The 11,823-nt window shown below is 59.8% G+C and carries 10 protein-coding genes, 1 tRNA gene and 2 pseudogenes; 6 read left to right on the top strand and 7 right to left on the bottom strand.

The genetic code is table 11. The features are described 5' to 3' along the window. Window positions 1–90: 90 nt before the first annotated feature. Window positions 91–690, top strand: coding sequence for a flavin reductase family protein (locus ACW9JC_RS24765; protein WP_457458247.1), 600 nt, complete (start codon window positions 91–93; stop codon window positions 688–690). 12 nt (window positions 691–702) lie between these two features. On the opposite strand, the gene ACW9JC_RS24760 is transcribed toward ACW9JC_RS24765, so the two are convergent. Together ACW9JC_RS24760 and ACW9JC_RS24755 are read right to left on the bottom strand one after the other, a co-directional pair. Beyond that, entirely contained in the window at window positions 703–1,071 is a 369-nt protein-coding gene (locus tag ACW9JC_RS24760) for a cupin domain-containing protein (protein WP_457458245.1), read from the bottom strand. Between the two features lie 75 nt (window positions 1,072–1,146). Beyond that, window positions 1,147–1,956: an AraC family transcriptional regulator gene (locus tag ACW9JC_RS24755; protein ID WP_457458243.1), complete on the bottom strand. Its 810-nt coding sequence runs from the start codon at window positions 1,954–1,956 to the stop codon at window positions 1,147–1,149. 130 nt (window positions 1,957–2,086) lie between these two features. On the opposite strand from ACW9JC_RS24755, the pseudogene ACW9JC_RS24750 reads away from it, so the two are divergent. The 3 genes and pseudogenes from ACW9JC_RS24750 to ACW9JC_RS24740 form a co-directional block, all read left to right on the top strand. Next, window positions 2,087–2,269: pseudogene (locus ACW9JC_RS24750) on the top strand (lysine transporter LysE); the annotation flags it as partial. 10 nt (window positions 2,270–2,279) lie between these two features. Beyond that, window positions 2,280–3,374, top strand: coding sequence for a D-alanine--D-alanine ligase (gene ddlA, locus ACW9JC_RS24745; protein ID WP_457458241.1), 1,095 nt, complete (start codon window positions 2,280–2,282; stop codon window positions 3,372–3,374). A gap of 85 nt (window positions 3,375–3,459) precedes the next feature. After that, the gene (locus ACW9JC_RS24740) at window positions 3,460–3,888 is read left to right on the top strand and encodes a TOBE domain-containing protein (protein WP_338583026.1); all 429 of its coding nucleotides are present in this window, start codon (window positions 3,460–3,462) and stop codon (window positions 3,886–3,888) included. Between the two features lie 22 nt (window positions 3,889–3,910). On the opposite strand, the gene ACW9JC_RS24735 is transcribed toward ACW9JC_RS24740, so the two are convergent. The 3 genes and pseudogenes from ACW9JC_RS24735 to ggt all read right to left on the bottom strand — a co-directional run bounded on the left by ACW9JC_RS24735 (window position 3,911) and on the right by ggt (window position 6,600). Continuing rightward, window positions 3,911–4,282, bottom strand: a complete 372-nt coding sequence (locus ACW9JC_RS24735) for a helix-turn-helix domain-containing protein (RefSeq protein ID WP_416130613.1) — start codon at window positions 4,280–4,282, stop codon at window positions 3,911–3,913. A 6-nt stretch (window positions 4,283–4,288) separates the two neighbouring features. After that, window positions 4,289–4,588, bottom strand: a pseudogene (locus tag ACW9JC_RS24730) (type II toxin-antitoxin system HigB family toxin); the annotation flags it as partial. 179 nt (window positions 4,589–4,767) lie between these two features. Next, complete coding sequence (ggt, locus tag ACW9JC_RS24725) at window positions 4,768–6,600, bottom strand: gamma-glutamyltransferase (protein ID WP_457458239.1); 1,833 nt, start codon at window positions 6,598–6,600, stop codon at window positions 4,768–4,770. A gap of 167 nt (window positions 6,601–6,767) precedes the next feature. On the opposite strand from ggt, the gene ACW9JC_RS24720 reads away from it, so the two are divergent. Further along, on the top strand, window positions 6,768–7,877 hold the full coding sequence (locus tag ACW9JC_RS24720) for a DUF2817 domain-containing protein (RefSeq protein WP_457458237.1): 1,110 nt from the start codon (window positions 6,768–6,770) through the stop codon (window positions 7,875–7,877). 99 nt (window positions 7,878–7,976) lie between these two features. Here the strand turns inward: ACW9JC_RS24720 and ACW9JC_RS24715 are convergent. Both ACW9JC_RS24715 and ACW9JC_RS24710 read right to left on the bottom strand, forming a co-directional pair. After that, window positions 7,977–8,053: transfer RNA gene (locus ACW9JC_RS24715), tRNA-Met, on the bottom strand. Between the two features lie 116 nt (window positions 8,054–8,169). Beyond that, entirely contained in the window at window positions 8,170–10,227 is a 2,058-nt protein-coding gene (locus tag ACW9JC_RS24710) for a methyl-accepting chemotaxis protein (protein ID WP_338583022.1), read from the bottom strand. A gap of 331 nt (window positions 10,228–10,558) precedes the next feature. On the opposite strand from ACW9JC_RS24710, the gene ACW9JC_RS24705 reads away from it, so the two are divergent. After that, window positions 10,559–11,776 (top strand): MFS transporter, encoded by a 1,218-nt coding sequence (locus tag ACW9JC_RS24705; protein WP_457458234.1) that lies wholly within the window; start codon window positions 10,559–10,561, stop codon window positions 11,774–11,776. Window positions 11,777–11,823 lie beyond the last annotated feature (47 nt).

Raw genomic sequence — 11,823 nt, 5'->3', positions numbered from 1 at the left:
ATGCGGACCCTGTAGGAGCTGCCGCAGGCTGCGATCTTTTCGTTGGGTATGTCGCTACAATCGGCTCTTTCCCCAAAGGAGCAGACATCCATGAGCGTTTCCCACCGCCGTCCGGTCCCTTTGCCCAAGGCTTATCGTTTGCTCAACCACGGGCCGACCGTGCTGGTCAGCGCCGCCCATGACGGCGAGCGCAACATCATGGCGGCGGCCTGGGCCATGCCGCTGGATTTCGAACCGCCAAAAATCGCCGTGGTCCTGGACAAGTCCACCTGGACCCGCCAATTGCTCGAAGCCTCGGGCACTTTCGTACTGAACGTTCCTTGCGCCGCGCAGGCCGACATCGTGCAAACCGTGGGCTCGACATCCGGCCTGGAACTGACCCGGGACCAGGGCCGTGACAAGTTCCAGACCTACGGCTTGCCGACCTTCGCTGCCGAGTTGATCGACGCCCCGATGCTCGAAGGCTGCGTCGCCTGGCTCGAATGCCGACTGTTGCCCGAGCCCGACAATCACCAGCGGTACGACCTGTTCCTCGCCGAAGTGATTGCCGCTCAGGCCGACGAGCGCGTGTTCAGTGATGGCCGTTGGCACTTCGAGGGACAAGACGCGTTGCGGACCTTGCACCATGTGGCCGGTGGGCACTTCCTGACCATCGGCGAGCCGGTGGATGGCAAGACACTCCAGGCTTGAACCGTTAGCGGGTCATATCCACACGTCATTTTCAGCAGTACGTTCGCCACCTTCGCTTCCGGTGTTGAGTACGCCCTTGGGTTCGATCAGCAGGAGTTTCACCTCCTGCTCGGCGCACGGCTTGTGCTCGACCCCTTTGGGCACCACATGCATTTCGCCAGCGTTTACCAGCACGTGGCCGTCGCGAAAGTCGATGCGCAACTGGCCCTCGAGGACGATGAAGGTTTCATCGGTATCGAGGTGGTCGTGCCAGATGAAATCCCCCAGCAACTTCACGACCTTGAACTGGTAGTCGTTCATTTCAGCGATGACCCTGGGCGACCAGTACGCATCGATCCTGGCGATTTTTTCAGCGAAGTTCAGGCTTTTGTAAGCGTTCATGGCGTGGCTCCTGTGGTTGCTTTCAGTCCACGATAGCCAGCCTGTCGGCGCAGTTCTTGTACGATTGTGCATCGCTCAACGGCGCTGCATTTTCATCCACCGTGCCGGCGACAGGCCGTAGGTCTTGCTGAATTGTCGGGTCATGTGGCTCTGGTCGGTGAAGCCCGCGATCAGCGCCGCACTGACCAGTGATTGTCCCTGAATGAGCAGTGATCGGACCAGGTCCAGACGGCGCATGGTCAGGTAACGGTAAGGACTGGTGCCGAACAGCTGGCGAAAGTCCCGTGACAGACTCCAGCGATCCCGTCCGCTGTGCTGCTCCAGTTCTTCCAGGGTCACGGTTCGATCCAGTGCGTTGTGCATGAATTCGCGCGCACGCTCGGCTGCCACGTAATCGAAGCTGGAGCGCCTGACTGTCATTCCGCCAGCCCTGTTCAAGGCCTGCGCCACATCGAACAGCGCGTCCTGCTCTTCCAGCGGTTCAAGGGGACAATCGAGACTGCGTAGCAGCATGGCCGAGGCGGCAAACAGGCGAGGGTCGTTGGATAGCCCGTTCTGGATGAATGGAAGAGGCTGGCCGCCAAGCATCTGCTGGATCAACGCCGGTTCGATGTACATCATCCGGTACTTGAAACCGGCCTCGGTGCCAGCCTCGCCGTCGTGGATTTCGTCCGGGTGCAGCACCATCGTCCCGCCGGGCACGCTGTGACGCCAGCCACCGCGATACTGAAAACTCTGCACGCCTGCCAGCGTGTGACCGATGGCGTAAGTGTCGTGGCGATGCATGTCGTAGCCATGGCCCGCAAAAAACGCTTCGAAACGCTGCAGGCCACCCATATCCGGTGCGCGGTGGAACCAGTCATTGTGAGGCGGATGCCTGACCATGATTATCGTTGCCTTGAACTCGATACCGATCACGTTAACCCAGTGACCGATCCACTGTCTTCTCGCTGATGAACGGGTTCGGGCAAGTAGAAAACCTAAGGCAAATGCTGCAATGTGTTGCCCATCTTCAAACGCGCTGGCGCTGGCGGTGCTGACCATGGCGACGCTGTCCTTCAGCTGGTATTGCAGCGTCGCGCTTCTGTTTTCGAGCCACCGGGTGACGGGGGCGTATAACCGCTCGCGCAAATGGCTGGACCGCTTTGCAGGGAGTTGCTACCTGCTGTTCGGTGCGCATCTGGTGGCCAATCGTTGAGGTGATTTGAATGAGCAAGCTGCGAGTAGGGATTATTTTTGGTGGACGCTCGGCTGAGCATGAAGTGTCGCTGCAATCGGCGAAAAACATCGTCGATGCACTGGACCGTTCTCGTTTCGAACCGGTGCTGATCGGCATCGACAAGCAAGGCCATTGGCACCTCAACGATCCTTCGAATTTCCTGCTGAACCAAGAGAATCCGGCGCTGATCGCCCTCAATCAATCCAACCGCGAATTGGCGGTCGTGCCGGGCAAGGCCAGCCAGCAACTGGTGGAAACCTCCAGTCAGGAACTGCTGGGCCACGTCGATGTGATCTTCCCGATTGTCCACGGCACCCTTGGCGAAGACGGTTGCCTGCAAGGTTTGTTGCGCGTGGCTGATCTGCCATTTGTCGGCTCCGATGTGCTGGGTTCGGCGGTGTGCATGGACAAGGACATCAGCAAGCGCCTGTTGCGGGATGCCGGGCTGGCGGTCACACCGTTCGTGACGCTGACGCGCAATACCGCGGCGCATACCGGGTTCGCCGACGTGGTGGGCAAACTCGGCTTGCCGCTGTTCGTCAAACCGGCGAACCAGGGCTCGTCCGTGGGCGTGAGCAAAGTGACCGATGAAGCCGAGTATGTGGCGGCGGTCGAACTGGCCTTGGGCTTTGATGAGAAAGTGCTGATCGAGTCGGCGGTCAGCGGTCGCGAGATCGAATGTGCGGTGCTCGGCAACGACGACGCCATCGCCAGCGGTTGCGGCGAGATCGTAGTGCGCAGCGGGTTTTATTCCTACGACAGCAAGTACATCGACGACACGGCCGCGCAAGTGGTGGTCCCGGCCGACATCAGCGTCGAGGCCAGCGAGCGCATTCGTGCCATGGCGGTTGAGGCCTTTCATGTGCTGGGTTGTTCCGGGCTGGCGCGGGTCGATGTGTTTCTGACCGACAGTGGCGAAGTGCTGATCAACGAAATCAACTCGCTGCCCGGTTTCACCCGCATCAGCATGTACCCGAAACTGTGGCAGGCCGCTGGCATGACCTACAGTGAACTGGTCACGCGGCTGCTCGAACTGGCAGTGGAAAAACATCAGGCTCGGCGGGCGCTGAAAATCAGTCGTTAAGCGGGGTGCGACATCGCGTCATGCCCGTTCAGACAGAATATTGCTGTAAGTTGTATACAAAAATAAACAACATAGGCTACAACTCATGAAGGTCAGCGCACGTAATGTGTTCAAGGGCACCATCAGCCAAGTACAGGCCGGTGCCGTCAATGCCGAAATTTCCCTAAAACTGCCCGGTGGTAATCAGTTGGTGGCGGTGGTCACGATGGAAAGCGTGAAGAGCCTGGGCCTGGCGGTCGGCAAGGAAGCGGTCGCGCTGGTGAAGGCACCGTGGGTCATGCTGATGACCGACTCCAGCGACATTCGCCTCTCGGCGCGCAACTGCCTGGAAGGCAAAGTTACCAGCGTCACCGATGGCGCGGTGAATGCCGAAGTCGTTATCCAGCTCGATGGTGGCGCCGAGGTGTACTCGATCGTCACACGCGATGCCGTGACTGAGCTGGGCTTGAAACCGGGCGTGAGCGCGACGGCGGTGATCAAGGCGTCGCACATCATTCTGGGTGTGCCGGCCTGATTTCAGGGGCTGTGGGTACTGATCAGGCCTGCTTCACAGGCTTGATCAGACTCTGTGCCGGTATTCCGAATAGATCGTGAAGCTTCCATATCATCGGAAGGGTCAATGCACGCTTGCCATTCAGTACTTCATACACCCGGTTTGTCCGGCCAATAGCTGGCGCAAGGTCAGCAGCAGATAGCCCTGACTGCTCCATTCGGAATTTGATTGCATCAATCGGATTGGGCAGATCCACCGGAAACTGTTTCGTTTCATAGGCTTCAATCAGTGTGATCATGATGTCGAAATAATCACCCTCGGGAGTGCCAGGTTCTGGTTCGTTCTCGAACAGTGCTGACACGCTTTTGAGCGCTTCGCGATAATCCTCGTCGGTATGAATCGGACGAATGTTCATGGGGTACTCCATCTCGACGGTATCAGCGTCAATCGTGTCGTACTGTTTGTGAGTACCGACAAATTTTATGTATACGGCCCCGAATCGATAGGCCACAGCCACCACCAACCTAAAGTCATTACCCTTTATGTTGAATACAACTCTTCGGCTCTTGAGAATGCTGGCAGTAGCAAAGTGCAGCTTTATGTCAGCGGGGTTTTTCCAGACTGCATTTCTTGCTTCGTCAATCCAGGCCAGCAAGGGTTGCTCAGAGTTCGGGTACTTTTCCCAAAAGCTTTTTAGCTGGTTAATGGCGATGATTCTCATGGCACGATCCTAGTCCCGTCGTGGGACTGATGCAAGTCTGTGGAGTCCCTGAGACTTTAATCAAGGCAACATTTTTTGTGGGTAGGAAAAGGCAACGCGCGTTAGGCGATCAGGCTTTATTTCTCATAAAAAAGGGCCTACCAATCGGTAAGACCTTCTTCATGCTTGCTGAATGTCTTTCAATCCCCCAACGCTTCCCCTTCACGCCGAGGGTCGGCCCCACCCGCCAACGACACATTCCCTTGCGCATCCTTGACCCGAACAATCGCCTGGGTGCCGCTGGTCATGTCTATCTCGCTCACGCGGTGGCCTTTTTTCTTCAGAGCCTGGATCAGTGCCGGGCTGAACTGTCCGCGTTCCAGTTCGGTCGGGCCGTTGCGGCTGCCGAAGTTGGGCAGGTTGATCGCCGTTTGCGCATCGAGGTTCCAGTCGAGCAGGCCGACGGTGGATTTGGCGACGTATTCGATGATTTGCGAGCCGCCGGGTGAGCCGACGCTGGCGACGAATTCGCCGCTTTGGCGGTCGAAGATCAGCGTTGGGGCCATGGACGATCGTGGGCGTTTGCCCGGCTCGACGCGGTTGGCGACTTTCTGGCCGTTCTCTTCGGGGATGAACGAGAAGTCGGTCATCTCGTTGTTGAGCAGAAAGCCCTGCACCATCACGTGCGAGCCGAAGGCAGATTCGATGGTGGTGGTCATGGACACTGCGCCGCCCTGGTCATCGACGGCCACTACTTGCGAGGTTGATATACGCAGCGGCGAGCGGTCTGGTGCGTAAGCCACTTGAATGCCCGGAGGCGTGCCCGGTTGGGCCGTGCCCATGCTGCGCTCACCGATCAGGGCGGCGCGACTGGCCAGGTAAGTCGGGTCTACCAGGCCTTTGACCGGCACCGGCACAAAGTCGGTGTCGGCCACGTATTGCGCGCGGTCGGCATAGGCCAGGCGCTCGGCTTCCGATATCAGGTGCACAGCGTCGGGAGTGGGTTCGATGCCGGCGGGGGACTCGGATTTGACCGGTTTCATCGGTGCCAGGGCCAAGCGCTTATCGCGCGTCTCCAAGGCTTGCAGCGTGCCGAGGATTTGCGCCACGGCAATTCCGCCCGATGACGGCGGCGGCATGCCGCACACCTGCCAGCGTTTGTAATCGGTACACAGGGGCGCGCGTTCCTTGGCGCGGTAGTTGGCGAGGTCGTTCAGCGACAGGCTACCGGGGTTGGCGTGGCCTTGGACCTTGGCCACGATTTCCTGTGCGACAGGGCCTTTGTACAACGCGTCCGGCCCTTCCTTGGCAATGCGTTGGAACAACGCGGCCAGCGCCGGATTCTTCAGCAGGGTGCCGCTGGCTTTCGGGCTGCCGTCGGCATTCAGGAAGTAAGCCATCATCTCCGGCGAACGAGCCATGGACCTGTCCGAGGCGATCAATCCGTGCAGGCGTGGCGAGATGGTGAAACCTTGCTCGGCGAGTTTGATCGCCGGTTCGAACAGCTGCGCCCATGGCAGGCGCCCGTGTTGTTGATGGGCAAGCTCAAGGGCGCGCAACACGCCCGGTGTGCCCACCGAACGACCACCGATCTGTGCCTGAGTGAACGCCATCGGTTGTCCGTCGGCTTGCAGGAAAAGCTTCTCGGTGGCGCCGGCCGGTGCTGTTTCACGACCGTCGTAGGTACGCACTTTTTTACCGTCCCACAGCACAATCAACGCGCCACCGCCGATGCCCGACGATTGCGGTTCGACCAGCGTCAACACGGCTTGCATCGCAATCGCCGCATCGATGGCCGAGCCGCCGCGACGCAGCATCTCGCGCCCGGCTTCGGCTGCCAGCGGGTTGGCGGCTGCGGCCATGTGTTTTGTGGCATGTCGGGTCTGCAGGTCGGTGCGATAACCGGATGCGCTTTCCGGCGCGAGTGGCAATGTCGGGGCCGAAGCGTTGTGGCAGGCGCCGAGGCTTAATGCAGCAACGATCAGCGCGATGGCTGACGCACGATGGCGGCTCAAGTGGAAGGCTGAGAACACGTGGGGCACTCCATCCGTGATGGTAAATGTACCGGGGACTTTATCGGCCACCACCGAGTGACGCAAACCGGGTCCCACGACAAAGACGTTTTGGTCCTTCATCAACCGGCGCAATTTCTGTAGGGTCGTTGCCAACAGGCAAGCTAAAAGATCAACAAGAGGCAGATATGCAGACCGAGTTCCCGACCCAGCCTAGCTACCGCTCCCAGCGTGAACAATTCCTTGCGGCGGCGACTGCGGCCGGGGCGACACTGACTGAGTATCCGCACCCGCTCAAAGGGCCGTTCGGCGAGTCCTTGAGCACCGATGTCGCGGTGCTTGGCGATCCTGGCGCCAAACGCCTGCTGATCGCGCTGAGCGGCACCCATGGCGTCGAGGGCTTCTATGGTTCGGGTTGTCAGATCAAGTGGTTGCAGGAGTTGGGCAAGCGCACGCTGCCGGCCGATGTCGCCGTAGTGATGATCCATGCCATCAACCCTTGGGGCATGGCGTGGTTGCGGCGGGTCAACGAAGACAACATTGACCTGAACCGCAATCATCTGAACTTCCAGCGTTCGTTGCCGGATAACCAGGCTTACAACGCGCTGCATGCAATCTATGCCTGCACGCAGTTGCGAGGTCCCGAGCGTGATCGCGCCGATGCCTTGCTCGATGAGCAGATTCAACAGCACGGCTGGCCGGCGGTCATGTCGATTGTCGAAGGCGGGCAACATGCTCACGCCGATGGACTGTTTTACGGCGGGCTGGCGCCGAGCTGGTCGAACCGCACGCTGCACCAGATCATGCAAAAGCACGTGGCGCATGCCGACGCCGCCATGTGCTTCGACTTGCACACCGGTGCCGGCGAGTATGGACATCCGATGTTGCTGACCATCACCGAGTCTGCCTATCCGGCGTTGCCGGATGCGCAGGCGATTTACGGGCCGTGGCTGTACAGCTTGCAAACAGGTGCCGACACCGTGAGCGAAACCGGCGTGGCGGCGACGGCCACCGGCTACACCTCGCAGGCGTTGCTCGATGCCTTGCCGCAAGTGCGGTTGATGCCGTTTGTCATTGAGTGCGGAACATATCCGGGGCCGAACGTGCATCGTCATCTGCGCGATGATCACTGGCTGCATCTGCATGGCAATCCAAGTGATGCGACAGGGCGCGAGATCAAGCTGAATCTGCTGGAGCAGTTCTATCCGGCTGATAGCGATTGGCAGGCGATGGTCTGGCTGCGGACCTGGCAGATTTGGGAGAGGGCGTTGTCGGCATTACCGACAGTTCGGGTCTGATCGACGAGCGTCTGCGGTTCAGGGATTCCTGTAACCGCAGCGCACTTTTCTCGAGGCATAAAAAAACGGCCTACCTTTCGGTAAGCCGTTTTTAGTACTTGGTGGCTACACAGGGACTTGAACCCCGGACCCCAGCATTATGAATGCTATGCTCTAACCAACTGAGCTATGTAGCCAAGTGGCGCGCATTATTCACCGGTAATGCAGATGCGTCAAGCGTAAATCTAAAATATTTCTCTACACTTTCAACCGCTTATCCTCCTGAGCCGAAAAACCGGCCCGGAGGAGGGCGTCAATTGAGCTGAAATCTGCCGGTATTGGCACTCAAGGCCTTGCTGCCCTGGCTCAAGGTGTCTGCCGCGAGGTTCACGGCCCGTGCGCCTTCGAGCAAGCGAACCGCCGCCTGATCGACTTGCTGGATGTTGCCGCTGACTTCGTCGGCGGTGCTCGCCTGTTCGTCGACGGCCGTGGCGATCTGCGCCAGGGTGTCGGTGACGCCCTGCACGGCGCTGGCAATTTCTCCCAAGCGTTCACCGAGACCGGTGACGGCTTGCGCGTCGGATTGTGCCTGGCCGCACGCCGCCTCCATCAGGCTGACCGCTTCGTTCACCGTACTGCGCAGGCTGTCGACCGTGCCAGCGATCTGGGCGGTCGAGGACTGAGTACGTTGCGACAGGCTGCGCACTTCGTCGGCCACCACTGCAAAACCGCGTCCTTGTTCACCGGCACGGGCCGCCTCGATGGCGGCGTTGAGCGCCAACAGGTTGGTCTGCTCGGCGACGCCGCGAATGGTGTCGACCACCAGTTGGATCTGCTGTCCTTGTTCGCTGACGCGACCGAGGGCTGCGGCGGTGTCGTTCAAGCGCTGGTTGAGCTGCTGGATGCTGGCTGTCGTGCGTTGGCTGTCACGGCTGCTGTCGGCGGCAATGCGCTGTGTGTGCTGAGCGCTGCCAGAGGCCCGTTCGCAGCTCTGGGCCACGCCCTGGGAGGTGGCCGCCAATTGCGTCGCTGCTGCGGCGATCTGGCTGATCTGCAACTGCTGGGCTTCGACTTCGCCGAGGGCGTCGCTGGAGTGATGATTGAGGGTTTGCACCGCATTGCTCAGTTGCAGGGTCTCGTGATCCACGCCGAGCAAACTGGTGCGTAGCTGCACCACGGCCACATTCAGGGCTGTGCTGATGGCTGCCAGCTCATCCCGGCCTTGAACCGGCGCTTGCAGGCTCAGGTTGCCATCGCGCAGGGCTTCAGCCAGCAAGGTGATACCGCTGGCGCTGCGGCGGATCGACGCCTGCAAACAGATGAACAGGTACAGCGCGGCCAGCAGCAGGCAACCGAACACAGTCGCCACCACAATGAACTGCCGGATCGCTGAGTCATGGTAGTAATCCAGACGCTGATCCAGCGACTCCAGCGATTGCTGGCGCAGCGCGGCGAGGTTGGCGAGCAGGCCATCCAGGCTGCGCTCGAAGTCTTCCGGCTTCAGGTTGATGCTGCCGCCGAACACGCCGTCATCCAGGACCTTCAGGCCTGAGTCGAGCTGCTTGAGGCTGTCATGGTATTGGCCGGCCCAGGTTTGCAGGGCGCTAGGCAATCGCGCTTCGAGCAATCCTGCGGTTTTCACCAACTGCTCCCTGGCGTCGCCAATGCGGCTGCGCAGATCGCGCAATTGCAGACGACTTTGCAAGGTGAACTGCCCGGACACGACCGAGGCCTGCCCGACCGCTGCGAGGCGACCGACGCGCTCGATCAGGTCCGGAGCGTGCTGGGTGGAGATCTGGGTCAGCAAGTACGTTTCCAGCCACGGCGCCAGTGTCAGGCGATTGTCCATGGCGATCTGTTCGCGCAACGCTTGCAGGGCAGTCAGGGCGTTGGTGAAACGGTCGTAGCCATCCGGCCACCAACCGACGCTGCTCAGGCTTTTCGAATCGAGGCCGTTGAGGGCGGTTTGCAGGGCTTGATAGCGGGCCAGGGTTTCATCCTTGGCTTCGTCTTTTTGCAGCGCTGTGCCGAGGTCTGAAGCCGCTTGGGCAACGGCGGGCTGGACGGCATCGAAGGCAGCCATGGCGGCGAGGGTGGCGGGTGTCGGTTGGCGATTGGTTTCGGTTGCACGCCAGCGTGCTGCGCGGTCGCGTTGGGCCGACAGCAGGTTATCCAGCGCATCGAGGGCTAGCAATTGACGAACCCCGGCTCGCTCGCCGGAGATCAGGTTCAACTTATCGCGATAGTCCTGGCCGATCATCCACAAACTGCCGGCCAGTGGCAGGATGAACAGCAGAAACAACAACTGGAATTTGCGGGCAAAGCCAAAACGCCCCAGCAGTCCGATCCCCGGTGATAAAAAAGCCTGCATGCCCCATGACTCCTATAGACACCACGCACCAATGGCGTGCATCGAGATTCTCGCGAGCCCGATTCGTGCCCCTTAAAAGGCCTCGAAAGTTCACCCTCGTCAGCTCTGTAGGCCGACTCTGTAGCGAAACTTCCCATTCTCGGTCCCCTTTGTAAGGGGGCCGCGTTGAAGCGGATAAGCAAGGCAAGATTCAGACCATGGCTTTGCGCTATCACGGTTTTGACGATGAAAATCGAGGTCGTTAGCAGGCTAAGGGGATGGCGCTCGCGCACTTAAAAATGGCACATTGGCGCACCTGCCGCTTGCACCCATCTGTTGTATGGAAAACCCCATGGCTATCAGCAATACCCAGACCGGCTCCGTGCCGGCGTCCGCTTCGCCTCAAAGCAGCCCATTGGTCATGCGCATCATCGGCGCGGTGGCGCTGGCGCATTTGATCAACGACCTGATTCAATCGGTGCTGCCGTCGATCTACCCGATGCTCAAGGCCAATTATGGCCTGACGTTTACGCAGGTCGGGTTGATCACCCTGACGTTTCAACTGACGGCTTCGCTGTTGCAGCCGTGGGTCGGTTATCACACCGACCGTCATCCCAAGCCGTGGTTATTGCCGGCGGGCACTGTCTGCACGTTGGTCGGGATTGTGATGATGTCGGTGGTCGGCAGCTTCCCGATGATCCTGCTGGCGGCGGGGCTGATCGGCATCGGTTCTTCGACGTTCCACCCGGAAGCTTCGCGCGTGGCGCGACTGGCCTCGGGCGGTCGCTTCGGGCTGGCGCAATCGACCTTCCAGGTCGGCGGCAACGCAGGCTCGGCATTCGGCCCGTTGTTGGCGGCGGCGATCATCATTCCCTACGGCCAAGGCAATGTGGCGTGGTTCGGTTTGTTCGCGGTGTTTGCGTTGTTCGTGCTGTACCGGATCAGCCGCTGGTACGCCAATCACCTGAACCTGTTCAAGCTCAAGCAAGGCCAGGCTGCGACTCACGGATTATCCAAGGGGCGAGTGATTAGTGCGTTGGTGGTGCTCGGGTTGCTGGTGTTTTCCAAGTACTTTTACATGTCCAGCCTCACCAGTTACTTCACCTTCTACCTGATCGAGAAGTTCGACCTGTCGGTGGCCAGTTCGCAGTTGCATCTGTTCCTGTTTCTCGGCGCGGTGGCGGCGGGGACGTTCTTCGGTGGGCCGATCGGCGATAAAATCGGGCGTAAGGCGGTGATCTGGTTCTCGATCCTCGGCGTGGCGCCGTTCACGCTGTTGCTGCCGCATGTCGACCTGTTCTGGACCAGCATTCTCAGCGTGGTCATCGGCTTTATCCTCGCTTCAGCTTTTTCGGCGATCGTGGTTTATGCGCAGGAACTGGTGCCGGGCAATGTCGGGATGATCGCCGGGGTGTTCTTCGGTTTGATGTTCGGCTTCGGCGGGATTGGGGCAGCGTTGCTGGGGCATCTGGCGGATATTCACGGGATTGAGTACGTGTATTTCCTGTGTTCGTTTTTGCCGTTGCTGGGTGTGCTGGCGATTTTTCTGCCACGTACAAAAAGAGCGTGAGATCAAAAGATCGCAGCCTGCGGCAGCTCCTACGCCGATCATCTGTA

Source organism: Pseudomonas sp. SDO5591_S426, from assembly GCF_054070755.1.
Note: the sequence above shows the minus strand (reverse complement) of the source record. Positions and strands in the feature narration are given on the sequence as shown.

Coding starts and splice junctions, on each gene's coding strand:
- ACW9JC_RS24765 (WP_457458247.1), top strand. CDS start 91: ATGAGCGTTTCCCACCGCCGTCCGGTCCCTTTGCCCAAGGCTTATCGT.
- ACW9JC_RS24760 (WP_457458245.1), bottom strand. CDS start 1,071: ATGAACGCTTACAAAAGCCTGAACTTCGCTGAAAAAATCGCCAGGATC.
- ACW9JC_RS24755 (WP_457458243.1), bottom strand. CDS start 1,956: ATGGTCAGGCATCCGCCTCACAATGACTGGTTCCACCGCGCACCGGAT.
- ddlA (WP_457458241.1), top strand. CDS start 2,280: ATGAGCAAGCTGCGAGTAGGGATTATTTTTGGTGGACGCTCGGCTGAG.
- ACW9JC_RS24740 (WP_338583026.1), top strand. CDS start 3,460: ATGAAGGTCAGCGCACGTAATGTGTTCAAGGGCACCATCAGCCAAGTA.
- ACW9JC_RS24735 (WP_416130613.1), bottom strand. CDS start 4,282: ATGAACATTCGTCCGATTCATACCGACGAGGATTATCGCGAAGCGCTC.
- ACW9JC_RS24720 (WP_457458237.1), top strand. CDS start 6,768: ATGCAGACCGAGTTCCCGACCCAGCCTAGCTACCGCTCCCAGCGTGAA.
- ACW9JC_RS24710 (WP_338583022.1), bottom strand. CDS start 10,227: ATGCAGGCTTTTTTATCACCGGGGATCGGACTGCTGGGGCGTTTTGGC.
- ACW9JC_RS24705 (WP_457458234.1), top strand. CDS start 10,559: ATGGCTATCAGCAATACCCAGACCGGCTCCGTGCCGGCGTCCGCTTCG.